Below are 26,413 nucleotides of genomic sequence, written 5' to 3'. Positions count from 1 at the left end.
TCGCCGCGCACGCCTGGCGCGCCGGGCGGCGCCCGCCCGCCTCAGCGCGGGTCGGGTAGGCGGTGTTCGCGGCAGATCTGGCCGCTGTCGAATTCGCTGAGCACCTCGCCGGTGAGGCCGCAGCGGAACGCCGCCGCCCCCTCGATGCGAAAATGCGCGCAGCTGCGGCACACGCCGAAGGTCGCACCGCCGCGGGCGCCCTGCCACTGACGCAACAGATTCGTCAGCACCCGCGTCGCATCGGCCGTCTCGCCCGCATCGAGCGCGCCGAGCGCCGCCGTCCAGGCGCCGTCGGTCTCGATCTCGGCAATCAGCCGGCGCCCCGCATCGGTCAACGACAGGCGCGTGACACGCCGATCCCTGGCGTCCACGTCGCGCCGCACGAGCCCCTTGCGCTCCAGCAGCTGCACCGTCTGCGACACCGTTCCCTTGGTCTGTCCGAGATATTCGGCAAGCACCTGCAGCGTGTTGCTGTAACGGTTCGCCGCGCGCAGGAAACCCAGCACCTGGCCATGCACGGGGAGCAGACCACGCTCCACGGCACGCTGGCGCACCTCGCCCTGCAGCGCGCGCGCCAGGCAATGCAGCAGATCGAACAGTGCGGCCGAACCGGGGCCGGACTCGGGATCACCAGAAGGAGGGAGATGGGGGCCTGAGCGCATGGCTGGATAGTATCGTCACGAAACAATCGTTGACAAGCAGACCGCTGCCGGCCATATTGGTTTCGTATCGATACCTTTCAGCCATCCACGCAGGCGTCGCCGGCGCCGCGGCGCAAGACCCGCCTGCACGACCAACCACTTCCTGCCGGAGACCGAGATGAAAAGGACCCTGCTTGCCTGCCTCCTCCTCACCGCCGCCTGGGGCGCCGCCGCTGACAGCCATGTCGCCTTCCCGACCACGTACCGCGGGGATTTCCACGTCAAGTCGATGGTGATCCAGCAGGGCCACCCGCTCTTCGAAGCGGTCGGCGGCATGCATCACCTCTATGCCAACAAGAAGGCGCTGGCGGGCTACAAGGCGGGCGGTAAGTTCGCCGACGGCGCGGTGATCACCTTCGATCTCTTCGAAGCGGTCGCCCAGGACAATGCGATCGCGGAGGGGGCGCACAAGGCGGTGCTCGTGATGGCACGCGACAGCAGGAAATTCAAGGCGACCGACGGCTGGGGCTATCAGGTGTTCGACCCGAAGACGCGCAAGGCCTCGCTCGACGCCAAGGCCGCCGCCGAATGCCACGCTTGCCACTTGCAGCAGAAGGACAAGGGCTTCGTGTTCAGCGCCCTGCGCGACTGAGGCGGGAAGACGCAAGGCCCGGGCGCGCATTGCTGCGCGGCCCGGGCCTTGCCGGTCGTAGCCCCCCCCGCTCGCGCGGGGGTTGGCATCACTCAGTACGTTCAGTCACGGAAAGCCGGACGCGGACGGCGGGCGCCTTCCGGACGGTCGCCACCGAAACGGGCGCCGTCGCGCGAACCTTCGCGGCGCGGACCACGGTCATCGCGCGGGAAGGCGCTGCGGTCGCCGAAGCTGCGCGGTTCGCTGCGACCGAAGCCGGGACGCTCCTCGCGCGGGGCGCTGCTGCGCTCGTCACGGCCGAAGCCGCCACGGTTGCCGTCCCGCCCTTCCGACGACCAGCCCTTGCCGGTGCCCGGACGGGAATCGCGCGAATCGCGGCTCCACGACGAACCGCCGGACGGACGGCCGCTGCCGTAGCCCGGCTTGCTGCCACCCGGACGACGCGGCGAAGTCGGACGCGCCGTCGGCTCGAGGCCTTCGATGACGTGCACGTCCATGCGCTTGCCGGTGAAACGCTCGATGGCGCGGATGATGCCCATCTCGCGCGGGCCCGACATCGTGATCGCGATGCCGTCACGGCCGGCACGGCCGGTGCGGCCGATGCGGTGCACGTAGTCCTCGACCTGGCGCGGCGGGTCGAAGTTGATGACATGGCTGATGCCCGCGACGTCGATGCCGCGCGCCGCGACGTCGGTCGCGACGAGCACGCCGATACGGCCCTGGCGCAGCTTGTCCAGCGTGCGGTTGCGCGCGGTCTGGTGCATGTCGCCGTGCAGCGCAGCGGCGGCGAAGCCCTTTTCCTGCAGCGACAGCGACACTTCCTCGGCGCTCTTCTTGGTCGCGGTGAACACCACGGCCTGCTGCAGCCCGTCCGTTCCCAGCACGGATTCGAGCAGACGCGTCTTGTGCACCATGTTGTCGGCCATCATCAGGCGCTGCTCGATGTTGCCGCGGTTCTCGACCGTCGGGGCGATCTCGATGCGCTGCGGGTTGCGCTGCAGCTTGCTCGCGAGGTTGCCGACCACGCCGTCCAGCGTCGCGGAGAACAGCAGGGTCTGGCGGCTCGCCGGGGTCGCGGCGACGATGGTCTCGATGTCCTCGACGAAGCCCATGTCGAGCATGCGGTCCGCTTCGTCCAGCACCAGGGTCTCGACATCCGACAGCTTGATCTTGCGGCGCGTGAGGTGGTCAATGAGGCGGCCCGGAGTTGCGACGACGACGTCGACGGGGCGCGACAGCTGCTTGACCTGGGCGAAGAAGGGTGCGCCGCCGACCAGGCAGGCGGTGTTGAGCCAGCGCAGGTGGCGGCCGTAGGTCTTGACGGCCTTCTCGACCTGCAGCGCGAGTTCGCGCGTCGGGGTCAGCACGAGCACGCGCGGGCCGGCGCCGGGCGCGGGCTTGCGCTCGACCAGGCGGGACAGGCTGGGCAGGGTGAAGGCGGCCGTCTTGCCGCTGCCGGTGTGCGACGACACCATCAGGTCGGCACCGGAGATCGCGGCGGGAATCGCCTTGACCTGCACTTCGGTGGGGACGGTGTAGCCGGTGGTCTCGATGGCCTTGAGCAGCAGTTCGTTGAGGCCGAGTTCGTTGAACGTCATGAGTTCTTCCTGTGTTTCCGCGGCAACGGGTGGTCGCACGGGGATCTGGCCCGGTTTTCCGGGCCATTGAAAAGGCATCGCACCGTCCACGGGGGACGCGGTGGCGGCAAGCGCGCGATGGGCTTGGGCCGGTCGGATTCCGTCGCAAAAAACGACGGATGCGACCGCGCATCGGCACCAACCGGCATTCGCGATGCCTATCGATCAGAAGAACGAGAGGAGTTCGACGGGAGGGTCGGGGGCGATGGGGCTGTGGATACAGTCCCTCGGCTGGGTCCGCGGAATCCTGTTCCGCGAGTTAAGACCTGAAAATAAACCGACTGCTGCATTGCACAACGAATGCAATGGTAGCCGATTTTGCGGTTTCGGGAAAGCGGAAAATCAAAAGGCCCGACGCCTTGCGGCGTCGGGCCTCATGTCACTGGCGTGCAGGACGAACGGATCAGCCGTTGACGGCGCCCTTCAGGGTCGCGCCGGCCGAGAACTTCGGCACGCGCGAAGCGGCGATCTTGATCGAGGCGCCGGTCTGCGGGTTGCGGCCGGTACGCTCGGCGCGCTCGGACACCTCGAAGGAGCCGAAACCCGTGAACGACACTTTCTCACCGGCGGCCATGCGCTCGGCGATGATGTCCAGCACGGCGGACAGGGCACGGTCGGCCTGCGCGCGCGAGACATCCAGACGGTCAGCCAGGGCTTCGACGAATTCACCTTTGTTCATGCTTTACCTCGATTGGTGTGTGAGTTGTTCGGTGCTGCACATCTAACGGCCGGATTCTAGCATTGTCGCGGCTTGCAGGGCATTCGTCCGCGTCAACGATACAAATTCCCAAGCATGTTTCGATGCCATGGACACATTGTGCGATGCCGTGCGGCAAGTCGGGAATCAGGGCAAACACCAAAGCGGGCGCCAGTCATCGGCAGGCCATTTCCGCGTGATCCGGATTTCACCGCGATAATCCGCGGAAAACCCACTCCGCGGAGCCGATTTCAGGCGCCCGACGGCACTGCGGGGGCGTGCAGCGCGACAAGAATCTCCATGAAGCGCCGCGCGAGGCGCCCCGGAGGGGGTGTGCGCGCGATCGAAGCCTGCCATTCGCACGCATAGCGCAGGGTTTCGGACGGAATGCGCAGGATTTCGCCGCGCGCCTCGAAGGCCTGCGCGTAATGATCCGGCAGGAAGCCGACGTAGCGCCCGGAACGGATCAGCAGCACGCTCGCCTCCTGCTCGAAGGCGCGCGCCGCGGGCGCGAGGCCCAGGCGCCAGAAGTGCTCCATGTTCGGGGAGTGGTAGCCCAGGCCGACGAAGGCGGCGCGGCGCAGTTCGTCTTCGGACGGCACGCGCCCGCCAGCGACGAGGGGGTGGTGGGGCGCGGCGTAGAGCGGCAGGTTCTCGTCGAAGAGATGCACCGAGGTGAAACTGTCGCTCGCGCGGTGGAAGGGATGGACGGCGACGTGGAAGCGGCCTTCGAGGAGCCCTTTCTCGATCTCGCTGCTACCGGCGACGAAGACGTTGAGCGACACCGCGGGGGCCTCAGCGCCGAATTGCGCGATCGCCTCGGCGAGGCGGCAGCCGGGATTCGACACGGTCTTGTCGAACATCACGAGGTTGAGCTCGCCACGCATGCCAGCGTGCAGCTCGGCGACCTCGCCACGGAATGCCTCGATCTGCGTCAGCAGGCGCCGCGCCGCCTCCAGGACGACCTCGCCCTCCTCGGTCAGCGCGAAACCGGCGCGGCCACGCTCGCACAGACGCACACCGAGGCGCAGTTCGAGATCCTTGAGATGGCGGCTGATCACCGAGCGGCTGATGTTCAGGCGCAGCTCGGCCGCCGCGAGACCGCCGGATTCGGCGATCGCGATGAACACGCGCAGCAGGCGCAGGTCGGCTTCGGCAAGGCTGGCAAGGAGGGCGCGCGGTTTCATGCAGTCATTGTTTCACCAACTCGAAACCTTGCGTACGCATCTTGTCGTTTTATGCACGCAAAAGCGCCCGTACTATGGCTCCCGACCCCACAAGGAGCTTCGCATGTCCCACGACCAGGCCTTCTGGCTGCCCTTCACCGCGAATCGCGCGTTCTGGAAATCGCCTCGCGTGATCAACGGCGCACGCGGCCACTATTACACGACCGACGACGGCCGCCAGCTGCTCGACGGTTTCTCGGGACTGTGGACCTCGGGGCTCGGCCACTGCCATCCGAACATCGTCGCGGCAGTGCAGGAGCAGGTCGCCACGCTCGACTACGCGATGGGCTTCCAGGTCACCAACGACAAGGCGATCGCCCTGGCGCGCGAGGTCGCGGCCCTGGCACCGGACGGGATGAACAAGGTGTTCTTCACCAACTCCGGGTCGGAGTCGGTCGACACGGCGCTGAAGATCGCCCTCGCCTACCACCGCGCCCGCGGCGAAGGCCAACGCACGCGGCTGATCGGGCGCGAGCGCGGCTACCACGGCGTGAACTTCGGCGGCCTGTCGGTGGGCGGCATCCCCGGCAACCGCAAGGTGTTCAGCGCGGCGCTGCTGCCCGGCGTCGATCACATCCGCCATACGCACAGCCTCGGCGACATGGCGTTCTCGAAGGGCCAGCCGGCCTGGGGCGCGCACCTCGCCGACGACCTCGAGCGCCTCGCCGCGCTGCACGACGCCTCCAACATCGCGGCGGTCATCGTCGAGCCGGTCGCGGGCTCGACGGGCATCCTCGTGCCGCCGCTCGGCTACCTCGCCCGCCTGCGAGAGATCTGCGACAAGTACGGCATCCTGCTGATCTTCGACGAGGTAATCACCGCCTTCGGCCGCGTCGGCGCGCCCTTCGCCGCCGAGCGTTTCGGCGTGACGCCGGACATCATCACGACCGCGAAGGGACTCACCAACGGCGTCGTGCCGATGGGCGCGGTGATCGTGCGCGACACGATCTACGAGGCGCTGATGCAGGGGCCGGAACACGTGGTCGAGCTCTTCCACGGCTACACCTATTCCGGCCATCCGCTCGCGGCGGCCGCGGGACTGGCGACCCTCGCCACCTACCGCGAGGAGGACAGCTTCGCGCGCGCCCGCGTCACGGAACTGGTGTTCGAGGAAATGATCCATGCGCTGCGCGATGCGCCGAACGTGGTCGACATCCGCAACTGCGGGCTCATGGGCGGCGTCGAGCTCGCACCGCGCGCCGGGGCGGTCGGTGCGCGCGGCTTCGAGGTGTTCCTGAAGTGCTTCGAGGCGGGCGTCGTGATTCGCAACGGCGGTGACGTGCTGCAGTTCTCGCCCTTCCTCGATTCGACGCCGGACGAACTGGGCCGCATCTTCGACACCGTGCGCCAGGCGCTGCGCTCGGTCGCCTGACAGGACTTCAAAGAGAGAGACATCACGAAATGGAAACCCTGGGACACTACATCGGCGGCGCCCGCGTCAATGACGACAACCGCGCGCAGCCCATCTTCAACCCCGCCCTCGGCCACGCCGTGCGCCAGGTCGCGATGGCGTCGCAGGCCACCGTCGAGCAGGCGATCGCCGCCGCGGCCGCGGCCTTCCCGGCGTGGCGCAAGACGCCACCGCTCAAGCGTGCGCGCGTGCTGTTCAAGTTCAAGGAACTGCTGGAGCGCAACGCCGACCGCATCGTCGCGGCGATCGTCGAGGAGCACGGCAAGGTGTGGGAGGACGCGCACGGCGAGCTCGCGCGCGGCATCGAGGTGGTCGAATACGCCTGCGGCGCGCCCGAGTTCCTGAAGGGCGAGCACAGCCGCGACGTCGGCCCGGACATCGACTCGTGGTCCGAATTCCCGCCGCTGGGCGTGGTCGCCGGCATCACGCCGTTCAACTTCCCGTCCATGGTGCCGATGTGGATGTTCCCGATGGCGATCGCCTGCGGCAACACCTTCGTGCTGAAACCCTCGGAGAAGGATCCGTCAGCGTCGATGCTGATGGCCGAGCTGCTCACGGAGGCGGGCCTGCCGGCAGGTGTGTTCAACGTCGTCAATGGCGACAAGGAAGCGGTCGACACGCTCTTGACCGATCCGCGCGTGCAGGCGGTGAGCTTTGTCGGCTCGACGCCGATCGCCGAGTACATCTATGCGACCGGCACCGCGCACGGCAAGCGCGTGCAGGCGTTGGGCGGGGCGAAGAACCACGCCGTGGTGATGCCCGACGCGGATCTCGACAACGCCGTCAACGCGATCATGGGCGCAGCCTACGGCTCCTGCGGCGAGCGTTGCATGGCGATCTCGGTGGTGGTCGCGGTGGGCGATGCGGTCGGCGACGAACTGGTCGCGCGCCTGAAGCCCAAAGTCGAGGCGCTGCGCATCGGCAACGGCAGGGAACGCGGGCTGGACATGGGGCCGCTGGTGACGGGAGTGCATCGCGACAAGGTCAGGAGCTACATCGACCTCGGTGCGGAGGAAGGCGCGCAGCTGGTGGTCGATGGGCGCGCGCTGAAGGTGCCGGGGCACGAGAAGGGCTTCTTCCTCGGCGGCACGCTGTTCGACCATGTGCTGCCGTCGATGCGCGTGTATCGCGAGGAAATCTTCGGGCCGGTACTGGCGATCGTGCGCGTGCGGAGCCTCGAGGAGGCGATCCGCCTCATCGACGCGCACGAGTTCGGCAACGGCACTTGCGTGTTCACGCGCGACGGGGCGGTCGCGCGCTATTTCACCGACACGGTGCAGGTCGGCATGGTGGGCGTAAACGTGCCGCTGCCGGTGCCGGTGGCGTGCCAGAGCTTCGGCGGCTGGAAGCGCTCGCTGTTCGGCGATCTCTACGCCTACGGGCCGGATGCGGTGCGCTTCTATACGCGGCGCAAGACGATGACGCAGCGCTGGGCCGTGGCCGGCATCGAGAAGGCGCAGTTCGCCTTCCCGAGCAATGGCTGACGCGCCACACGAGCACGGGCGGCACCGGAATCGTTGCCGGCGCCGCCCGTGCTCATCGAAGCCGTGCCGCGCGTCAGGGCCGCTTGTAGCCGGTGACCATTGCGCGCACGAGGTTCTCGCGGTGGCGCACGCTTTCGAAGATGGCCGCCGCGACATGCACGACGACCGCGAGCAAGGTGGCGTTCACCGCGCCCTCGTGCAGTTCCTCGAGCAGCTCGCTGCCCCAGCCCCAGTCGGTGGTCATCAGCCAGCCGGTCGCGCCGATCAGCGCGACCATCGCCATCAGGAACAGGATCATCACCGCCGCGGCCGGGTTATGGCCGAGGTGGCGCGGCTCGCGGCCCCGCAGCAACTTGCCGACATAGGCGCGCAGCTCCGCGGCGCGCGGCACGAAGTCGGCGAAGCGCGCGTGGCGGCTGCCGACGAAACCCCACACGACACGGAAGGCGATCAGGCCCAGCGCGACGTAGCCCGCCCAGCGGTGCGGCGCCTCGGCGTCGTCGGATGTGAGCCAGGCGGTGGCGAACATCGCCACCAGCCCCCAGTGGAACGCGCGCACGGGCAAATCCCAGACGCGCACCCTTTCGCCGCTCATGACTGCCTCCCGCACGCCCGCGTCAGCCCTGCTTGGCCTTGACGACGCTGCCGTCGACGGGGTTGAAGTACACCTCGGCCTTCTTCCCTTCCTTGTCCTTGCCGTAGATCTCGTAGCAGTTGCCGGACGTGACCTTGAACTTGTCGACGCTGTAACCGTCGGCGGCGATCTTCTGCTTCATCGCGTCTTCGGTGAGCCACGACGACTTGGGCGCCTCGGTGCATTGCGGGCCGGCGAAGGCGGCGGTACCGATGCAGAGGGTGGTGGCTGCGGTGACGAGGTGACGAACTTTCATACTTGAGCTCCGAATATTTGCTTTGCATGTCGATATGACATGGCAGGCATTTTCGGGGTCGGCATGTGAACGTTCCGTGAACAAGCGCTCAAGATTCCGTACTCAAGTGTTACAGCTCGCTTCGCAGTGCCATCTTGCGTCCACGGCGACCATTCCGCCTTGCAGCCAATGCCGGGAGGAAGCTAGGCTTGATTGATTACCGCCCAGTCGGAATGACAGGAGACCGCCCATGACCGCCACGCTTCGTGCACTCCAGGCCGACATCACGACGTTGCCCGTCGATGCGATCGTCAACGCCGCGAATTCCTCGCTGCTGGGCGGGGGTGGCGTGGATGGGGCGATCCACCGCGCGGCGGGCCCCGAGCTGCTGAACGAATGCCGCGGCCTGGGCGGTTGTCCGGCCGGGGAAGCGAAGCTCACGCGCGGCTATCGCCTGCCGGCGCGCTTCGTGATCCACACCGTGGGGCCGGTGTGGCATGGCGGCACGCGCGGGGAGGCCGCGCTGCTGGCGTCGTGCTACCGGCGCTCGCTGGAAGTGGCGGCGGCGCACGGGGCGGCAACGGTGGCCTTCCCCGGCATCAGCACGGGCGTGTATGGCTACCCGAAGGACGAGGCGGCGCGCATCGCGGTCGCGACCGTGTGCGAGAGCGTCGCCGCCCTGCCGGCGATCGCCGAGGTGATCTTCTGCTGCTTCTCGGCGGGCGACCTCGCGCTGTACGAGGCGCTGCTCGGCGAGACCCCCGCCTGAGGCACGGGCGCCTACAGGAGGGACTTCAGCTCGCCATGGCCGCCCGGCCGCCCTTTGTCGCCGCCGCGGCGCCCCTGCCTGCCGCCACGTCGCTCGACCGCGTCCTTGAGCAGGCTGACGAAGGCGATCACGAAGGGCAGCGCCAGCAGGAAGGCGAAGCTCGCGGGCAGGGTCTCGAACCACTGCATGATTTCGTCGAACGTGCTCATGGCGGTCTTCCTCACAGGACCTGGAAGGCGATGATCGCGACCAGGGTGGGCGGCAGCGCGGACAGCAGCAGGCCGACCGGGTGGATCGCGTCATCGGTGAAATGCCCGCGCAGGATCGCGAAGCCTGCCGGGTTGGGCGCGTTGGCGATGATCGTGAGGCCGCCGCCGGTCACCGCACCGGCCACCAGCGCGTACTGGAATTCCGGCGACAGGCCCTGCACCAGCGAGCCGAGGTAGGTGAGCGCGGCGTTGTCGGTGACCGCGGTGAGGGCGGTCGCGCCGAAATACACGGTCGTCGCATCCATGCCGGTGAGCACCGGCTGCAGCCACCACTGTTGCTGCCCGCCGAGCACGACCAGGCCGGCGAGGAAGAAGGCGACGAGCAGGCCTTCACGCAGGATCAGGCGGTCCTGATAGCGCTTGTAGGCGGTCGTGAAGCCGAGGAAGAACAGCAGCAGGCCCATGAACACCGCCGGGTGATGGGCGAAGGCGACGACGCCGGCGAGGAACAGCAGGTGGATCACGACGATGGGCATGGGCATGCGCTCGCCGCTCTTGGCGCTGCCGGTGTCGAGCGCGGTGAGTTCCGGGCGGAACACCATGGTCACGACCAAGCCGTTGAAGGAAACCGCGAGGGCCGCCTTCCAGCCGAAGTTCGCGATCATGAACCAGACGTCCCAGCCCCAGGTCCCGGCCACCATCAGCACCGGCGGCGCGGCGAAGGGCGTGAGGGTGCCGCCGATCGAGATGTTCACGAACAGCGTGCCGATCGTCGCGTACTTGAGTCGGTTGGAGATGCCGTGCGTGAAGAACTTGTCGCGCAGGATCAGCGCCGCGAGCGTCATCGCCGCCGGCTCGGTGATGAAGGAGCCGAGCAGCGGCACCATCGCCATCGTGATGAAGTAGAACGCGACGTTCTGGTGCAGCGGCAGGAAGTTCGCCGCCATGCGCACGAGCGCGAGCGCGAAGCGCAGGATCGGACGGCTGCCGGCGATCACCATGATCGCGAACACGAACATCGGCTCGGTGAAGTTGCGGCTGTCGAGGTAGGCAATCGCCTCGGTCCGGCCGGCGAGGAATCCCATCGCGACGATCAGCACCATCGCCCAGAAGCCGAACACGACCTCGACCTCGCCGAGCAGGTGGAACACGCCCGCATGCGCCGGGTGGCGGTGCGCGAGCTGCTCGAAGAACTTGGTCGAAAAGGTGTGGATGATGGCCAGCGCGAACAGGCCGGCCGCCAGGACCTGTACGGTCGTCGCCTCGGTCATTGCCCTTGTGCTCCTCTTTCTTGTAGTCCCCGTGACGGGTGTGTTCTCAGGTAATGCTGCAACCCGCGCCGCGTGCGCCGGACGAAAAAGGGGCCGGCGAGCACGGCGAGCAGCGGCACGGCAAGGAGGAAATTGGCGAGGAAGGCCTCGATCCGGTGGGTTAGGCCGTCGAACACCACATAGCGCGTCGCACCCGCGGTGAGCGCGAGGCCGAGCGCGATCGCGGCCAGCTCGAGGCCGTCGAACGGCGTCTCGCGCGCACTGCCCAGGGCAGCATCGCGTTCGCGCGGCGGAATGCGGTGGAGCTCCGGATAGATCAGGAGCGAGATCTTCGCCATCGGGAAAACTCTCCTTGTGCCATCAGCTTAGCGACGGCGGGAGCCCCCGAAAATTGGACAGGACGCGTACGCGGATTGGCGTATGCGCCCGCGGCGCGGGCGGGCCTCAGGCCGCGCGGCAGGCGGCGATCAGGGCGGCAAGCGACTCGGCTTCCATCTTCTGCATCACGCGGCCGCGATGCACCTGTGCAGTGCGATGGCTGATGCCCAGGCGCGCGGCGATCTCGTGGTTCGACAGGCCCTGCACCATCAGGTCGCAGACTTCGCGCTCGCGCTCGGTGAGCGAGGCCAGCCGCCCGCTGACCGTGCGTTCCCGGTTCGTCGAAGCCAGCCGCTCGCGTTCGCGCACGAAGGCCTGCTCGATCGCGGCGAAGAGGTCGGCATCGTCGAAAGGCTTCTCGAGGAAGTCGATTGCGGCCTGGCGGAAGGCCTGGCGCGCGGCGGCGGCGTCGCCGTGCGCGCTCATCACGACGAAGGGCAGCGGCATGCCACGTTCGGCGGCGACCCGCTGCAGATCGAGGCCGGACAGGCCGGGCATGCGGATGTCGGTGAGCACGCAGCCGGCCCAGCCTTCGCCGCCATCGCCCGCTGCGTGCAGGAAGGCGTCGGCGCTGTCGAACACGCGCGTCGCGTAGCCACGGACACCCAGCAGCAGCGACAGCGAGTCGCGCACCGCGGCATCGTCGTCGATGAGGAAGACGCACAGGCGTTGGTCGTTGTCCATGCTCAGTCCTTCAGTCGCGGCAGCGTGAAGTGGATGCGGCCGCCGGGTCCGGGTTCCGCGACGAGCTGGCCGCCATGCGACTCGACGATCGCGCGGCTGATCGGCAGGCCCACGCCCATGCCGTGGGCCTTGTCGCTGCCGAAGGGTTCGAACACCGTCAGCACGCGGTCGGGCGGGATGCCGGGCCCGGTGTCCTCGACCTCGATGCGCAGCCGCTCCTCGTCCGCACCGACGCGCACGACCACGGTCCCGCCGGGCATTGCCGCGAGCGCATCGACCGCATTTTGCAGCAGATTGCGCAGTACGAGCTCGACCTGCACGCGGTCGGCCTGCGCCAAAGCTCGCACCGCGGGCAGCTCCAGCCGGAAGTGGAGGCTGCCTGCGTGACGCCGGAAGGCGTCGACCATCGCCGCGGCGACTGCGCCGACATCGACCGGTTCGCGCCCCTCGACACCGCCCTTGAAGAGATCGCGCAGGCGGCGGATCACGTCACCTGCGCGACGCGCCTCGACCGAAATGCGTTCCAGCGTCGCGGGCAGGGCGTCGCGCGCGGCGGGTGAATCGGACTCGAGGATCAGACTGCAGGCACGCGCATAGTTGTTCAGCGCGGTCAGCGGCTGATTGAGTTCGTGCGTGATCGCCGCGGCCATCTCGCCCGCGGCCGCAAGCTTCAGGGTGCGGCGCAGGTCGTCGGAGACGCGCTGGCGCTCGTCGACCGTCACCGCGACGAAGAAGCCGGTCATCGCCAGAGCGAGCAGCAGCGCCTGCAGCTCGAACACGCTCAATGAGCTGATGCCCGAGGCCTCCATGCCGATGATGACGCCCACCTGCAACAGGATCATCGCCGGCGCGGTGCCCGCCATTCCATGGCGCGCCGCGGTCCATACCAGCGGCAGGAAGAGCACGTAGAAGTAGTTGAAGCGCTGAGCAGCGGGCAGCGCGAACACGACCCAAAGGCTTGCGAGAATCGCGCCGAACTGCAGCAGCACCTCAGGATTGCGCAGCAGCATCGCCACCTGGGCGCGGCGCGCGGCGTCGAGCATCATGAGGATGAGCGGCAGGGATACGACGATACCCACCGTGTCGCCGATCCAGAAGCGCAGCCACGCCGTGCCGATGCCGGCCGCGCTGCCGTTGAACAGTGCGACTGCGGCGACGTAGGCCGCACCGATCAGCAGGCTGCCCCCCGCGACGACGGCGAACAGGCGCAACACGTCGCCGCGCTGGCGCAGGGCCACGGCCACATGCAGCCGCCCCTGCAGCCGTCCCTTCAGCACCGCCGCGATCGCCGCGTAGCCGAGCGACAGCACCAGCGCGATCAGGCAGGCCGCGACGGGGGAGGCGACGTCGCGGATCGTCATCTCCGCGACCGCCACTGTCACGAGCACGACCCACAGCCAGGGTCCGCCCTGCGTCATCAGGAAGGCAATCGCGAGGCTGGGCTGCGGGTTCCACGGCGTGACCTTGAAGTCCGGCATCGGGTACAGGTAGCTCGCACGGTCGAGCAAGAGGTAGGCAATGCCGAAGGCCAGCGCCAGCAGCCACGGGTGGCGCAGCGTGCCGAGAGGCGGCGCGGACGCGGGCGCACCGCCGAAGAGGGTCGCCATCTCAGCCGCGCCCGATCAGCTCGGCCAGCGCACGCACCGTCGGTCCCGGCGTACCGCTGCGGTGGATCAGCACCGTGCGTGCGAGCGCGAACTCGGGCGGCAGCGCGTGGATGGACACGCTGTCCTCGACCGGCAGTTTCGCGAGCAGGCTGCGCGGCACCAGCGCGACGCCCATCCCGGACGCCACGCAGCCGATCATGGCGTGATAGGAGGAGAGCTCGACGACGCGCTCGGGCACGACCTCGCCCGACGCAAGCCAGGCCTGCAGCCGCTGGCGATAGGCGCAGCCGGGTTCGAAGGTGAGCAGCGTGCGGGCGCACAGGTCGCGCGGTGAGGCAATCGGCGGGTGGCCGGCGGGCGCGACGAGCACGAGCTCCTCGTCGAAGGCCGGCACGCTCGCAACGCGCGCATCCTTGACCGGCCCGCTCACGAGCGCACATTCGAGCCGACCGTCGATGACCTCGGCGATTAGCGGCCCGGTCGGCCCCGTGCGCAGCTCGAGCTGCACCTCAGGGTACTGTGCATGGAAACGCGCGAGCAGCGCCGGCAACCGTGCCGCCGCGGTGCTCTCCATCGAGCCGAAGCGCAGGCGCCCGCGCGGCGTGCCGTCGCTGACCGCGGCGCGCGCCTCGTCGGCGAGGGCGAGCAGACGGTCGGCGTAGTCGAGCAGCACGCGCCCCGAAGGCGACACGATCAGGCGTCGCCCCTCGCGGATGAAAAGCTCCACGCCCAGCTTGTCCTCGAGCTGACGGATGCGCGTCGTGACGTTGGATTGCACGCGGTGCAGCTTCTCGGCCGCACGCGTGATGCCGCCCTCGCGCACGACGGTACGGAAGATGGTCAGGTCGTCGAGATCCATCATTCTCTCTCAGGAATGCATCGAATCAGAATTATTCATTTTACGCGAACATTGTCCAGTCGTATCGTTGCAGCCGTACCAACAGCATTCGGGAACAACCATGAGCACCGGACGGGACCAGACCATCGGCTACCTCGCTGCCGCCGGCACCGTGGCGATCTGGACGGGCTTCATCCTCGTCTCGCGCCTCGGCGGCAAGAGCGCATTGACGGGCCACGACATCCTCGCGCTGCGACTGGGCGTCGCTGCCCTCCTGCTGCTGCCCTTCGCCGGCAGCCTGCCGCGCGGCTCGTGGCGCGATGCGCGCCTGTGGACGCTGGGCATGGTCGGAGGCCTGCTGTACGGCGTGCTGGTTTATGCGGGCTTCAAGCTGGTGCCGGCCGCGCACGGCGGCATCCTGCTGCCGGGCATGCAGCCCTTCCTCGTCGCCGCCGTGGCGTGGCTGCTGACGCGCCAGCGCATGCCGCGCGAACGCGCCTTCGGGCTGGCCTTCATCGCACTGGGGGTCGGTTTTGCGGCCCAATCCTACATGGGCGGCAGCGCGTGGTCGCCCTCGATGCTCGCAGGCGATGCCCTGATCCTGTCATCCGCCCTGATGTGGGCGTTCTACAGCGTGCTCGCGAAACGCTGGGGTTTCCATCCGTGGTTGCTCACGCGCTTCGTCGCCTTCAGCTCGGCGCTGATCTACCTGCCGGTGTACCTGCTGTGGCTGCCCAAGCAGATGGACGCGGTGCCGATGTCGACGCTGGTGCTGCAGGGCCTGTACCAGGGCGTCGGGGCGACCATCGTCGCGATGCTGCTGTTCTTGAAGGCCGTCGAGAAGCTCGGCGCCGAACGGGTCGGTGCGCTGATCGCGCTGGTGCCGGTGCTCGCCGGCGTGGCCGCGGCGCCGCTGCTCGACGAGGCACTGACCGGCTGGCTGCTCGCGGGGCTGGTGTGCGTGTCGCTGGGCGCCTTCATCGCGGCGCGGCCGATCGCGCGACTGGTCCCGGCCGCCTGCCCCGCGGCGCGCTGAAACCGTCGGCGCGCAGTGCGCCGACGTGCCCCGCCTGAGCTCAGGTCGACAGCATGGCCTGGTGCTTTCCGCCCAGCCCCAGATAGGACTCGATCACGCGCGGATCGTCGGCGAGCTGCTTCGCCGGCCCTTCCATCGAGATCTCGCCCGTCTCCAACACGTAAGCGTAGTCGGCCACCTGCAGCGCCGCGCGCGCGTTCTGCTCGACGAGCAGGATGGACACGCCGCGCCGGCGCAGCTCGCCGATGATGCGGAAGATCTCGCGCACGATCAGCGGCGCGAGGCCCAGGCTGGGTTCGTCGAGCATCAGGAGCTTGGGCTTGGCCATCAGCGCGCGCCCCACCGCCAGCATCTGGCGCTCGCCGCCCGAGAGCGTGCCGGCGAGCTGCGCCTTGCGTTCCTCGAGGCGGGGGAAGAGGTGGTACACCTCCTTCATCGTCTCGGCATGGTCGCGCTTGCCCATGCGGTAGCGCTGGAAGGCGCCCAGGAGCAGGTTGTCCTCGACGCTCATTTCGGCGAAGAGCTCGCGCTTTTCCGGCACGAGGTTCATGCCGCGCGCGACCATGCGCTCCACCCGCGGCACGTATTCGGCCTCGCCGTCGAACGTGACCTGCCCACGCGACTCCAGCAGGCCCATGATCGCCGACAGCATCGTCGTCTTGCCCGCGCCGTTGGGGCCGATCACGGTGACGATCTGCCCTTCGCCGACGCGGATGTTGGCGTTCGACAGGGCTTCGACCTTACCGTAGGACACGCACAGGTCGCGCACTTCGAGCACCGTGCGCGGCGCGGCCGGCGCCGCGTCGATCGTCTGGCTGATCACGTTGATCTCCACGCTCATGCCGTTCATTCCACACCTCCGAGATAGGCTTCGAGCACCGCGGGGTTCTGCTGCACTTCCTCGGGCAGGCCTTCGGCGATCTTCTGGCCGAACTCCATCACGACGACGCGATCGACCAGCCCCATGACGAAGTCCATGTCGTGTTCGACGAGGAGAATGCCCATGCCTTCGCCCCTGAGCTTCTTGAGGAGTTCCCCGAGCGCCTGCTTCTCCTTGAAGCGCAAACCCGCGGCCGGCTCGTCCAGCAGCAGCAGGCAGGGGTCGGCGGCCAGCGCGCGGGCGATTTCGAGGATGCGCTGCTGGCCCAGAGCAAGGCTGCCGGCGGCGTCGAACATATGTTCGGCAAGGCCCACGCGCTCGATCTGGCGCGCAGCCTCGTTCAGGAGGCGCGCCTCCTCGGCGCGGTCGAGGCGCCATGCGGCCGGGAACACGCCCTTGTCGCCACGCATGTGGGCGCCGATGGCGACGTTCTCGAGCACGCTCATGGTGGGAAGCAGCTTCACGTGCTGGAAGGTGCGGCTCATGCCCATGCGCGCGATCTCGCGCGAGCCGCGGCCCGCGACGGGCTTGCCGAGGAACAGCACTTCACCCGAAGTCGGGGTGTCGACGCCCGAGATCTGGTTGAACATCGTGCTCTTGCCCGCGCCGTTGGGGCCGATCAGGGCGAGGATCTCGCCCGCCTTGACGGTGAGGCTCATGGCGTTGTTGGCGACCAGCCCACCGAACTTCCTCGTGACCTCCTTTGCTTCGAGGATCACCTCGCCGCGCGCCGGCAGCGGTTTCTTCGGCAAGGGTTCGGCCGCGGCGTCGAGGGTGCGCTGGGTCACCTTCACCGGCACGAAGCGGGCGAAGATCGGCCACAAGCCTTCGCGCGCGCGCTGCAGGATGACGACCATCATGAGGCCGAAGACGATCACCTCGAAGTTGCCGCTCTGGCCGAAGAGCTGCGGCAGGATGTCCTGCAGCCACTGCTTGACGATGGTGATGACGCCCGCGCCGAGCAGCGCCCCCCAAACCTGGCCCGCGCCGCCCACGACCGCCATGAAGAGGTACTCGATTCCGATGTGCAGCCCGAAGGGGGTGGGGTTCACGAAGCGTTGCAGGTGGGCGTAGAGCCAGCCCGAAGCACAGGCGTGCAGCGCGGCGATGACGAAGATGACCATGCGCGAGCGCGCGGTATCCACGCCCATCGCCTCGGCCATCACCATGCCGCCCTTGAGCGCGCGGATGGCGCGCCCCTCGCGCGAGTCGAGCAGGTTCTGGGTGGTGAACACCGCCGCGAGCAGGAAGACCCAGATGAGGTAGAAGATGTGCTTGCCTTCGGTGAGCTCGAAGCCGAAGAGCGAGATGGGCGGGATGCCGGTCAGGCCCGTATGGCCGCCCAGGGTCTCGAGCGTGCCGAAGAGGAAGTACAGGCTGATGCCCCACGCGATGGTGCCCAGCGGCAGATAGTGGCCGGAGAGCTTGAGGGTGAGCAAGCCGAGGACGTACGCGACGGTCGCGGTGAAGAGCAGCCCCACCCCGAGCGCGAGCCAGGGCGAACCGCCCGCCCAAGCGAGCCAGGCGGGCAACTCCGTGGCGGTAGTGAGCACCGCCGTGGTGTAGGCCCCGAGGCCTACGAAGGCGGCCTGGCCGAAGCTGGTGAGGCCGCCCACGCCGGTGAGCAGCACGAGGCCCAGGGCGACCATCGCATACAGGCCGATGTAGTTCAGCAGCGTGACGTAAAAGGGCGGCATCACCAGCGGCGCGACCAGCAGCAGCGCGAGGAAGATGCCCAGGACAGTTCGGGCGGACAGTGCGAGCTTCATTCCTCTTCCTCCACGTGGTGGCTCGTGAGCGAACGCCACAGGAGCACCGGGATGATGAGCGTGAACACGATGACTTCCTTGTAGGCACTGGCCCAGAAGGAGCTGAAGGCTTCGAGCAGGCCGACGAGCACGGCGCCGGCGGCGGCGATCGGGTAGCTGGCGAGTCCGCCGACGATGGCGGCGACGAAGCCCTTGAGGCCGATGAGGAAGCCGGTGTCGTAGTAGATGGTGGTGATCGGGGCGATCAGCACGCCGGACAGCGCGCCGATGAGGGCCGCAAGCAGGAATGTGAGGCGTCCGGCGAGCGCGGGCGAGATGCCCATCAGGCGCGCACCGTTGCGGTTCATCGCGGTCGCGCGCAGCGCCTTGCCGTAAATCGTGCGGCCGAAGAACTGGTACAGGGCGATGATGAGCACGATGGAGGCGACGACGACCCAGATCGTCTGGCCAGTGACCATCATCGGGCCGAGGTCGAAGCGCGCCTCGGAGAAGGCCGGGGTGCGCGAGCCTTCGGCGCCGAAGAAGAGGAGCCCCATGCCCACCATGCCCACGTGCACGGCGACCGAGATGATCAAGAGGATCAGCACCGGGGCGGCGGCGATGGGCTGGTAGATCAGGCGGTACATCAGCGGCCCCATCGGCACGATCACGAGCAGCGCCAGCAGCACCTGCACGGCGAGCGGCAGCGTCGCCAGCGGCAGGAGGTAGAGCAGCGCCGCGAGCCCCAGCGGGTAGCCGGCGTTCCACGCCAGCACGCCCACGAGTCGCCCCTTCTGGCCGCTATGCAGCGCTCCGCGCGCATCGACCACGGCGGCAAGCACCCCGGCACCGACGAGCAGCCACAGCGTCGCCGGCACCGTGCCGGCCTGGATCATGACCAGGGTCAGCGCGCCATAGGCGACGAACTCCCCCTGCGGAATGAAGATCACCCGCGTCACGGCAAACACCAGCACCAGCGCGAGCGCGAGCAGCGCATAGATCGCACCGTTGGTGATGCCGTCCTGTGCGAGCAACAGCGCTATCTGGAAATCCATGGACGAACCCCGCTATCGGGAGCGGCGCGTGCCGCTCCCGATTCTTTCAGCAACGAATGAAAGCCCCGCACGGCGCGGGGCGAAGCCCGGCCGTCACGGTTTCAACTCAGGAACCTGCCGGACGACTTACTTGACAAGTTTCCATGCGCCGTTCTGGATCTGCACCATCACGCGCGCGCGCTGGTCCAGCCCGAGGTGGTCGTTGGGGCTCATGGTGAAGATGCCGTGCGCGGCGGGCACTTCCTTCAGGCCTTCCAGCGCATCGCGCAGCGCGGCACGGAACTCCTTGGTACCGGGCTTGGCCTTCTTCAGCGCAGTCGGCGCGGCGGCGGCGAGCAACACGCCGCTGTCCCAGCCGTGCGCGCCGAAAGTCGACACGCTGCCCTTGCCATGCGCCGCCTCGTACTTGGTGATGTACTCGACCGCGCTCTTCTTCACCGGGTTGCCGTCAGGCAGCTGGTCGGCGACGAGCACCGGGCCGGCTGGCAGGAAGGTACCCTCACAGTCCTTGCCGCACACGCGCAGGAAGTCGTTGTTGGCCACCCCGTGGGTCTGGTAGATCTTGCCGGTGAAGCCGCGCTCCTTGAACGCCTTCTGCGGCAACGCGGCCGGCGTGCCGGAACCCGCGATCAGCACCGCATCCGGCTTCGCCGCCATGATTTTCAGCACCTGGCCGGTCACCGAGGTGTCGGTGCGGGAGAAACGCTCGTTGGCGACCATCTTCAACTTGCGTGCATCGGCGACGGACGCGAACTGCTCGTACCAACCTTCGCCGTAGGCGTCGGAGAAACCGATGAAGGCGACCGTCTTCACGCCGTTGTTGGTCATGTGTTCGATGATCGCGGTCGACATCTGCGCGTCGTTCTGCGGCGTCTTGAACACCCAGCGTTTCTTGTCATCGACCGGATCGACGATGCGCGCCGAGGCGGCCATCGAGATCATCGGCGTCGCGGCCTCGGCCACCACGTCGATCATCGCCAACGAGTTCGGCGTGATGGTGGAACCGAGGATCACGTCGACCTTGTCCTCGGAGATCAGCTTGCGAACGTTCTTCACCGCCGAAGTGGTGTCCGAGGCGTCGTCAAGGACGATGTAATTGACCTTCTCGCCCCCGATCGTCGTCGGCAGCAGCGCGATCGTGTTCTTTTCCGGGATGCCCAGCGAAGCGGCGGGCCCGGTCGCCGACACGGTCACGCCGACGTTGATGTCGGCTTGTGCGGCAGTCGCGGCAAAGGCAAGACCGATGGCGGCCATCAGGGAAGTGCGCAGTTTCATGGTGTGTCTCCTCCTCGTAGTTTGTTGGCGACCGAGCCTGAGGGAAGCCGCAGTCGCGTCGGGCGATTATTGCTTACGATACAAATTATTGCCAGTCCAACTATTGATCTGAATCACATCTTCGCCACGCCGGCGCAAAGTTGCGTGAGAAATTCCGCCTGTGCGGCATGCCGAGCATAGTACCGGTCCCTTGCGTCCGGCTGACGCATCAGGCATCCGCCGCCGCCCCCGACACCGCGACACCCGCGCCTTCACCACGCATCAGCCCGCGCACGCCATTGAGAAAGATCCCGGTAACGATGGGCGCCATGTCATGAAAGGTGAGCGGGCCGTCGGCGCGCAGCCACGTGAAGGTCCAGTTGATCATGCCGAACAGGATCATCGTGACCGCCTTGTCGAGCTTGCGGCCCTTGAGGCCGGGCTCGACCCGCGCCAGCGCGTCGGCGAAGGCCGCCACCACGCGCCGCTGCTTGGCGGCGACGCTTTCCGCCTGCACCTCCTTGAGGAATTTCACGTCCTGCACCAGAACCATGTGATGGTCCTGCGCGTGCTCGTATTCCTCCATGAAGCGCGTCACGAGCTCGGAGAAATGGGCCTCGGGACCGAGCTTGCGCGCCTCCACGGACGCGACGATCGCGAGCAGCTCGTCGATGTAGCTGTCGGCGATGTCGAACAGCAGGTGCTCCTTGTCGCGGTAATAGTGGTACAGCAGCGGCTTGGACACGCCGCAGGCCTGCGCGATGGCCGACATCGAGGCGTTGTGGAAGCCCTTTTCGGCGAACAGCCCCGCCGCCGCGCGCAACATCGCCGCGCGCTGGAGCTCGAAAGTGGGTGCCTTGCCTCGTGCCATCCGGAATTCCGCGTCGTCGTGCCGCCGCCCCTCAGCGCTCGTCGAAACTGATGACGACGCGATCGGTGAGGGGGTGCGCCTGGCAGGTGAGAATGTAGCCGGCATCGACGTCCGGCTGTTCGAGGGTGAAATTCTTGTCCATGCGCACCTTGCCCTCAAGCAGTTTCGCACGGCAGGTGCAGCACACGCCGCCCTTGCACGAGTAGGGCAGGTCCATGCCGGCGCGCAGCGCGACGTCGAGGATGGACGGATCCTCGGCACGGAATTCCATCTCGCGCTTCAAGCCGTCGGCGATCACGGTGACTTTCGCCTGTGTCGCATCGCCCGGTTCCACGTGGTGCTCGGGCGCGCTCGCGGGCACGCCGAAGCGCTCGAGGTGGATGTGCTGGTCCGTCAAGCCCGCGGCCTGCAGCGCGGCCTCGACCTCGTCGATCATCGCGCCGGGGCCGCAGATGAAGGCCTCGTCGATGGTGTCCACGGGGATCAGCGTGTCGAGGAACATGCGCACACGCTCGCCGTCGAGGCGGCCATTGAACAGCGGCACTTCCTGCTCCTCGCGCGAGAACAGGTTGTACAGCGTGAAGCGCGACATGTAGCGGTTCTTCAAGTCTTCCAGCGCCTCGGCGAACATCACGCTCGCCTGACGGCGGTTGCCGTACACCAGCGTGAAACGGCTCTTCGGCTCGGCGGCGAGCGTGGTCTTTACCAGCGACAGGATCGGCGTGATGCCGCTGCCGGCGGCGAAGGCCACATAGTGCTTGGCGTGGGCAGGGTCGAGCGGGGTGTGGAAGCGCCCTTCCGGCGTCATGATCTCGAGCACGTCGCCAGCCTTGATGCCGCCGTCGTTGGCCCAGGTGGAGAACGCCCCACCGTTGATCTTTTTGATCGCGACGCGCAGTTCGCCGTCATCGACGCCGGAGCAGATCGAGTAGGAGCGGCGCAGCTCCTCGCCATTGACCTTGACCTTGAGGTTGAGGTGCTGGCCCTGCTCGAAGCGGTAGTCCTCGGCCAGCTCCGCCGGGATCTCGAAGCGCAGGCTCACCGCCTCGGGCGTCTCGCGCCGCACCTCGGCGACTCTCAGGGGGTGGAACTTCGGCGTTCTGTGCGTCGTCATGTTTCGTCTCCTCGATCGCTTCTCGTGGCGATTCGATGCTTTTCTCAGATCGGTTTGAAGTACTCGAACGGTTCCAGGCAGCTCTGGCAGCGGTACAGCGCCTTGCAGGCGGTCGAGCCGAACTGCGACAGGCGCGTGGTGTCGGTCGAACCGCAACGCGGGCAGGCGAGTTTTCGGGGCACGAAGCGGATCGGCTGCGCGCCGCCCACTGGGGCATCGCCGCCCGGCGGCGCGATGCCGTAGGCACGGAGCTTTTCCTTCGCCGGCTCGGTGATCCAGTCGGTGGTCCAGGCGGGCGCGAGGCGCGTCTCGACTTCGACTTCACCGGCCCCGGCGGCGACCAGCGCATCGTGGATGCTCTGCGCGATCACCTCCGTCGCCGGGCAGCCCGAATAGGTGGGCGTGACGACCACATGCAGGCCGCCATCGCGCACGTGGACCTCGCGCACGATGCCGAGCTCGGTCACCGAGATCACCGGGATCTCGGGGTCGGGCACGGCCTGGAGGACGTCCCAGGCCTGCGCTTCGCTCAGCATCGCCGCCGCTCCGCTCACCACTGGGCTCCAGGGTAGGTGCGCTGCAGGTACTGCATCTCGGACAGCAGGTGGCCCAGGTGCTCGCTGTGGCGGCCGAACTTGCCGTAGGACTTGAAGGGCGTGCGCGCCGGCACGGTCAGCGTCGCCTCGTTCAGCACCGGCACGACCACCGCCTCCCACGCGGCTTCGAGCTCGCTCCACGCCGGGCCGATGCCGGCCGCGGCAACGGCCTCGTCGGTCGGCGTCGCGACGAAAAACTCGGACGTGTAGGGCCACAGGTAGTCGAGCGCGGCCTGCGCGCGTGCGTGCGATTCGGCGGTGCCGTCACCCAGGCGCACAACCCAGTCGCCGGCGTGTTGGGCGTGATAGCGGGCTTCCTTGATGCTCTTCGCGGCGATTGCAGCAAGTTCGGCGTCGCTCGAGCCGAGCAGGCGCTCCCACAGCAGCACCTGGAAGCTCGCGAAGAGGAAGTTGCGCACCATGGTGCGGCCGAAGTCCGCGTTCGGCAGCTCGCACAGCGTGAGGTTGCGGTAGTGCATCTCGGTGCGCAGGAAGGCGAGCTGGTCCTCGTCGCGGCCCTTGCCTTCGAGCTTGCCGGCATGCGCAAGCAGCATGCGCGCCTGGCCGATGAGGTCGAGCGACATGTTGGCGAGCGCCATATCCTCTTCGAGTACCGGCGCATGGCCGCACCATTCGGACATGCGCTGGCCGAGGATCAGCGCGTTGTCGCCGATGCGGGTAACGTATTCGATGTGATCCGTGTTGGGGGTGGTCGTCATCTTGGCAGCCCTCTCACATGTGGTTCACTTTGTCGGGCAGCTGGTAGAAGGTCGGATGCCGGTAGATCTTGTCCTCGGCGGGGTCGAACAGCTCGGGCTTGGCGTCCGGGTCCGAGGCGACGATGTTGCTGGCCTCGACGACCCAGATGCTCACGCCTTCCTGGCGACGGGTATAGACGTCGCGCGCGACCTGCAGCGCGAGCTTGGCGTCAGGCGCATGCACGCTGCCGCAGTGCTTGTGATCGAGGCCGTTCCTGCTGCGCACGAAGACTTCCCACAGCGGCCATTCCTTGCGTTCCATGTCTCTTCTCCTCTGCTGAGGGCTGGCCGCGGCCGCCCTTTCTGTCGGTGTGTCGTGAATGTCCTGCTCAGGCCGCCTGGTGCTCGCGCGCGACGCGCTTGCGCTCGTGCTCGAGCGCGGCCTCGCGCACCCAGGCGCCGTCTTCCCACGCCTTGACGCGCGCGGCCAGGCGATCGACGTTGCCCTGGCCGTGGCCGTTCACCACGCTCCAGAATTCGTCCCAGTCGATCGCGCCGTAGTCGTGGTGGCCGCGTTCGGCGTTCCACTTCAGCTCCGGGTCGGGCATCGTCACGCCCAGCACCTTCGCCTGTTCGACGGTCGCGTCGATGAACTTCTGGCGCAGGTCGTCGTTGGAGATGCGCTTGATGCCCCAGCGCGAGCTTTGCGCCGAGTTGGGGGAATCCTTGTCGTGCGGGCCGAACATCATGATCGACGGCCACCACCAGCGGTTTACCGCGTCCTGCACCATCGCACGCTGCTCGTCGGTGCCCTTCATCATCGTCAGCAGCAGGTCGTAGCCCTGGCGCTGGTGAAAGGACTCCTCCTTGCAGATGCGCACCATGGCGCGCGCATAGGGGCCGTAGCTGCACTTGCACAGCGGGATCTGGTTCATGATCGCCGCGCCATCGACCAGCCAGCCGATCACGCCGATGTCCGCCCAGGTGAGCGTCGGGTAGTTGAAGATCGAGCTGTACTTGGCCTTGCCGGTGTGCAGCGCGTCGAGCAGTTCGTCGCGCGACACGCCCAGCGTCTCGGCCGCGGCGTAGAGGTAGAGGCCGTGGCCGCCCTCGTCCTGCACCTTGGCGAGCAGGATCGCCTTGCGCTTCAGGGTCGGCGCGCGCGTGATCCAGTTGCCCTCGGGCAGCATGCCGACGATCTCGGAATGCGCGTGCTGGCTGATCTGGCGGACCAGCGTCTTGCGGTAGGCCTCGGGCATCCAATCCTTGGCCTCGATGTAGCCGCCGGCGTCGATCTTCGCATCGAACTCGGCCTGGTACTCGGGATTCTCGACCGCGCGCGGGCCTTTGTCGGCGTTCTGCTGCGGGATGTCCAGTGCTTGGGTGTACATGCTCTTGTCTCCTCCTTCCTTGTCTCGTGCGGCGCGCAGCCACGGGGCTGCGCCCCTGGCGCGCTTATTCCTTGGGCCTGCGATCGACCACCCGTTTCGCCTTGCCGATCGTCACGCGTTCGATCGCGAAGGGCTCGCACACATGCACCTTCGCCGAGACACCGATGAAGGTCTTGATGTCGTGCTGCAGCTGCTTTGCGATCGCCTCCTTCTGCTCGGGGTGGCGGCCGACATCGGCTTCGGGGTTGATCTCGACCTTCACGGTGAGCGTGTCCATGTGGCCGTCCTTGTCGACCTCCAGCAGGTACTGCGGCGCGAGCTTGGGGTTCTTGCAGATCAATTCCTCGACCTGGGTCGGGAAGAGGTTCACACCGCGGATGATCAGCATGTCGTCGCTGCGACCGGTGATCTTCGCCATGCGACGCATGCTGCGCGCGGTGGGCGGCAGCAGGCGCGTGAGGTCGCGGGTGCGGTAGCGGATCACCGGCATCGCTTCCTTGGTCAGCGTGGTGAACACCAACTCGCCTTCCGAGCCGTCCGGCAGCACCTCGCCGGTGTGCGGGTCGATGATCTCAGGGTAGAAGTGGTCCTCCCAGATCACCGGGCCGTCCTTGGCCTCGACGCACTCGTTCGCCACACCCGGCCCCATCACCTCCGACAGGCCGTAGATGTCGACCGCGTCGAGGCCGGCACGCGCCTCCATCGCCTCGCGCATCGCCTGCGTCCATGGCTCGGCGCCGAAGATGCCGATCTTGAGCGAGGTCTGGTGCGGGTCGATGCCCATGCGCTCCATCTCGTCGAGCACGGTGAGCATGTAGCTGGGCGTCACCATGATGATGTCGGGGCGGAAATCCTGGATCAGCTGGATCTGCTTCTCGGTCTGGCCGCCGGACATCGGCACGACGGTGCAGCCGAGCCGCTCGGCACCGTAGTGCGCGCCCAGCCCGCCCGTGAACAGGCCGTAGCCGTAGGCCACATGCACCATGTCGCCGGCGCGGCCGCCGGCCGCGCGGATCGAGCGCGCGACGAGGTTGGCCCAAGTGTCGATGTCCTTCAGCGTGTAGCCCACCACCGTCGGCTTGCCCGTCGTGCCCGAGGATGCATGCACGCGCGCGATCTTCTCGCGCGGCACCGCAAACATGCCGAAGGGGTAGTTGTCACGCAGGTCGTTCTTCGCCGTGAAGGGAAATTTGGCGAGGTCCGCGAGCGTTTTCAGGTCGTCCGGGTGCACACCCTGGGCGTCGAAGGCCTTGCGATAGTGCGGCACGTTCTCGTATGCGTGGCGCACGCTCCACTTCAGGCGCTCCAGCTGCAGTGCGCGCAGTTCATCCTGGCTGGCCTTTTCGATCGCTTCCAGGTCGCCGGGCGACGGAATCTTGACGGGCATTGCTCTCTCT

General features: G+C 67.6%; 28 protein-coding genes. 5 read left to right on the top strand and 23 right to left on the bottom strand.

Features of this window, described 5'->3' with window-relative positions; genetic code table 11:
* Positions 1-41: 41 nt before the first annotated feature.
* On the bottom strand, positions 42-662 hold the full coding sequence (locus tag ToN1_RS14200) for a MarR family winged helix-turn-helix transcriptional regulator (RefSeq protein ID WP_169208900.1): 621 nt from the start codon (positions 660-662) through the stop codon (positions 42-44).
* 157 nt (positions 663-819) lie between these two features.
* Between ToN1_RS14200 and ToN1_RS14195 the strand changes: the two genes are divergently transcribed.
* A complete protein-coding gene (locus ToN1_RS14195; RefSeq protein WP_169208901.1) occupies positions 820-1,293 on the top strand; it encodes a cytochrome P460 family protein in 474 nt (157 codons plus the stop codon).
* A 101-nt stretch (positions 1,294-1,394) separates the two neighbouring features.
* On the opposite strand, the gene ToN1_RS14190 is transcribed toward ToN1_RS14195, so the two are convergent.
* The 3 genes from ToN1_RS14190 to ToN1_RS14180 form a co-directional block, all read right to left on the bottom strand.
* A complete protein-coding gene (locus tag ToN1_RS14190; RefSeq protein WP_169208902.1) occupies positions 1,395-2,891 on the bottom strand; it encodes a DEAD/DEAH box helicase in 1,497 nt (498 codons plus the stop codon).
* 442 nt (positions 2,892-3,333) lie between these two features.
* Positions 3,334-3,609, bottom strand: coding sequence for an HU family DNA-binding protein (locus ToN1_RS14185; protein ID WP_050414315.1), 276 nt, complete (start codon positions 3,607-3,609; stop codon positions 3,334-3,336).
* Between the two features lie 269 nt (positions 3,610-3,878).
* A complete protein-coding gene (locus tag ToN1_RS14180; protein ID WP_169207229.1) occupies positions 3,879-4,814 on the bottom strand; it encodes a LysR family transcriptional regulator in 936 nt (311 codons plus the stop codon).
* 103 nt (positions 4,815-4,917) lie between these two features.
* On the opposite strand from ToN1_RS14180, the gene aptA reads away from it, so the two are divergent.
* Together aptA and ToN1_RS14170 are read left to right on the top strand one after the other, a co-directional pair.
* Positions 4,918-6,225, top strand: coding sequence for an omega-aminotransferase AptA (aptA, locus tag ToN1_RS14175; protein WP_169207228.1), 1,308 nt, complete (start codon positions 4,918-4,920; stop codon positions 6,223-6,225).
* A 29-nt stretch (positions 6,226-6,254) separates the two neighbouring features.
* Entirely contained in the window at positions 6,255-7,748 is a 1,494-nt protein-coding gene (locus tag ToN1_RS14170) for a CoA-acylating methylmalonate-semialdehyde dehydrogenase (RefSeq protein WP_169207227.1), read from the top strand.
* Positions 7,749-7,821: 73 nt separating this feature from the next.
* Here the strand turns inward: ToN1_RS14170 and ToN1_RS14165 are convergent, their stop codons facing one another.
* Together ToN1_RS14165 and ToN1_RS14160 are read right to left on the bottom strand one after the other, a co-directional pair.
* The gene (locus tag ToN1_RS14165) at positions 7,822-8,343 is read right to left on the bottom strand and encodes a cytochrome b/b6 domain-containing protein (RefSeq protein WP_169207226.1); all 522 of its coding nucleotides are present in this window, start codon (positions 8,341-8,343) and stop codon (positions 7,822-7,824) included.
* 22 nt (positions 8,344-8,365) lie between these two features.
* Positions 8,366-8,638, bottom strand: coding sequence for a PepSY domain-containing protein (locus tag ToN1_RS14160; protein ID WP_169207225.1), 273 nt, complete (start codon positions 8,636-8,638; stop codon positions 8,366-8,368).
* Positions 8,639-8,867: 229 nt separating this feature from the next.
* Here ToN1_RS14160 and ToN1_RS14155 point away from each other — a divergent pair, with 229 nt between their 5' ends.
* Complete coding sequence (locus tag ToN1_RS14155) at positions 8,868-9,386, top strand: O-acetyl-ADP-ribose deacetylase (protein WP_169207224.1); 519 nt, start codon at positions 8,868-8,870, stop codon at positions 9,384-9,386.
* An 11-nt stretch (positions 9,387-9,397) separates the two neighbouring features.
* Here ToN1_RS14155 and ToN1_RS14150 read toward each other — a convergent pair whose 3' ends face one another.
* The 6 genes from ToN1_RS14150 to ToN1_RS14125 all read right to left on the bottom strand — a co-directional run bounded on the left by ToN1_RS14150 (position 9,398) and on the right by ToN1_RS14125 (position 14,397).
* A complete protein-coding gene (locus ToN1_RS14150) occupies positions 9,398-9,595 on the bottom strand; it encodes a hypothetical protein (protein ID WP_169207223.1) in 198 nt (65 codons plus the stop codon).
* A gap of 11 nt (positions 9,596-9,606) precedes the next feature.
* Complete coding sequence (locus tag ToN1_RS14145; protein ID WP_169207222.1) at positions 9,607-10,866, bottom strand: putative Na+/H+ antiporter; 1,260 nt, start codon at positions 10,864-10,866, stop codon at positions 9,607-9,609.
* Positions 10,863-11,204, bottom strand: coding sequence for a hypothetical protein (locus tag ToN1_RS14140; protein ID WP_169132350.1), 342 nt, complete (start codon positions 11,202-11,204; stop codon positions 10,863-10,865). Before ToN1_RS14140 ends, ToN1_RS14145 begins: the two co-directional genes overlap by 4 nt.
* A gap of 106 nt (positions 11,205-11,310) precedes the next feature.
* A complete protein-coding gene (locus tag ToN1_RS14135) occupies positions 11,311-11,928 on the bottom strand; it encodes a response regulator transcription factor (protein WP_169207221.1) in 618 nt (205 codons plus the stop codon).
* 2 nt (positions 11,929-11,930) lie between these two features.
* Positions 11,931-13,535: a sensor histidine kinase gene (locus tag ToN1_RS14130; RefSeq protein WP_169207220.1), complete on the bottom strand. Its 1,605-nt coding sequence runs from the start codon at positions 13,533-13,535 to the stop codon at positions 11,931-11,933.
* 1 nt (position 13,536) lies between these two features.
* A complete protein-coding gene (locus tag ToN1_RS14125) occupies positions 13,537-14,397 on the bottom strand; it encodes a LysR family transcriptional regulator (protein ID WP_244860785.1) in 861 nt (286 codons plus the stop codon).
* Between the two features lie 97 nt (positions 14,398-14,494).
* Between ToN1_RS14125 and ToN1_RS14120 the strand changes: the two genes are divergently transcribed.
* Complete coding sequence (locus ToN1_RS14120; protein ID WP_169207219.1) at positions 14,495-15,409, top strand: DMT family transporter; 915 nt, start codon at positions 14,495-14,497, stop codon at positions 15,407-15,409.
* A 40-nt stretch (positions 15,410-15,449) separates the two neighbouring features.
* Here the strand turns inward: ToN1_RS14120 and ToN1_RS14115 are convergent, their stop codons facing one another.
* The 11 genes from ToN1_RS14115 to paaK all read right to left on the bottom strand — a co-directional run bounded on the left by ToN1_RS14115 (position 15,450) and on the right by paaK (position 26,403).
* Positions 15,450-16,250 carry an ABC transporter ATP-binding protein gene (locus ToN1_RS14115; protein WP_425305836.1) on the bottom strand — a complete coding sequence of 267 codons (801 nt, stop codon included), beginning with the start codon at positions 16,248-16,250 and terminating at the stop codon, positions 15,450-15,452.
* Positions 16,251-16,255: 5 nt separating this feature from the next.
* Positions 16,256-18,058: a branched-chain amino acid ABC transporter ATP-binding protein/permease gene (locus ToN1_RS14110; RefSeq protein ID WP_169207218.1), complete on the bottom strand. Its 1,803-nt coding sequence runs from the start codon at positions 18,056-18,058 to the stop codon at positions 16,256-16,258.
* Positions 18,055-19,092 carry a branched-chain amino acid ABC transporter permease gene (locus tag ToN1_RS14105; RefSeq protein WP_169207217.1) on the bottom strand — a complete coding sequence of 346 codons (1,038 nt, stop codon included), beginning with the start codon at positions 19,090-19,092 and terminating at the stop codon, positions 18,055-18,057. Before ToN1_RS14105 ends, ToN1_RS14110 begins: the two co-directional genes overlap by 4 nt.
* Before the next feature lie 126 nt (positions 19,093-19,218).
* On the bottom strand, positions 19,219-20,367 hold the full coding sequence (locus ToN1_RS14100) for an ABC transporter substrate-binding protein (RefSeq protein ID WP_169207216.1): 1,149 nt from the start codon (positions 20,365-20,367) through the stop codon (positions 19,219-19,221).
* A gap of 208 nt (positions 20,368-20,575) precedes the next feature.
* Complete coding sequence (locus ToN1_RS14095; RefSeq protein WP_169207215.1) at positions 20,576-21,217, bottom strand: TetR/AcrR family transcriptional regulator; 642 nt, start codon at positions 21,215-21,217, stop codon at positions 20,576-20,578.
* A 31-nt stretch (positions 21,218-21,248) separates the two neighbouring features.
* Complete coding sequence (gene paaE, locus ToN1_RS14090) at positions 21,249-22,331, bottom strand: 1,2-phenylacetyl-CoA epoxidase subunit PaaE (protein ID WP_169207214.1); 1,083 nt, start codon at positions 22,329-22,331, stop codon at positions 21,249-21,251.
* A 44-nt stretch (positions 22,332-22,375) separates the two neighbouring features.
* Positions 22,376-22,867, bottom strand: coding sequence for a 1,2-phenylacetyl-CoA epoxidase subunit PaaD (gene paaD / locus ToN1_RS14085; protein WP_169207213.1), 492 nt, complete (start codon positions 22,865-22,867; stop codon positions 22,376-22,378).
* A gap of 14 nt (positions 22,868-22,881) precedes the next feature.
* Entirely contained in the window at positions 22,882-23,646 is a 765-nt protein-coding gene (gene paaC / locus ToN1_RS14080; protein ID WP_169207212.1) for a 1,2-phenylacetyl-CoA epoxidase subunit PaaC, read from the bottom strand.
* 13 nt (positions 23,647-23,659) lie between these two features.
* A complete protein-coding gene (paaB, locus tag ToN1_RS14075; RefSeq protein WP_169207211.1) occupies positions 23,660-23,947 on the bottom strand; it encodes a 1,2-phenylacetyl-CoA epoxidase subunit PaaB in 288 nt (95 codons plus the stop codon).
* Positions 23,948-24,014: 67 nt separating this feature from the next.
* Positions 24,015-25,016, bottom strand: coding sequence for a 1,2-phenylacetyl-CoA epoxidase subunit PaaA (gene paaA / locus ToN1_RS14070; RefSeq protein WP_169207210.1), 1,002 nt, complete (start codon positions 25,014-25,016; stop codon positions 24,015-24,017).
* Between the two features lie 64 nt (positions 25,017-25,080).
* Positions 25,081-26,403: a phenylacetate--CoA ligase PaaK gene (gene paaK, locus ToN1_RS14065; protein WP_169207209.1), complete on the bottom strand. Its 1,323-nt coding sequence runs from the start codon at positions 26,401-26,403 to the stop codon at positions 25,081-25,083.
* Between the last annotated feature and the right edge of the window lie 10 nt (positions 26,404-26,413).

It is taken from the genome of Aromatoleum petrolei, assembly GCF_017894385.1.
GTDB lineage: Bacteria > Pseudomonadota > Gammaproteobacteria > Burkholderiales > Rhodocyclaceae > Aromatoleum > Aromatoleum petrolei.
The sequence above is the reverse complement of the archived record's forward strand: the minus strand, read 5'-3'. Positions and strand labels throughout refer to the sequence as shown.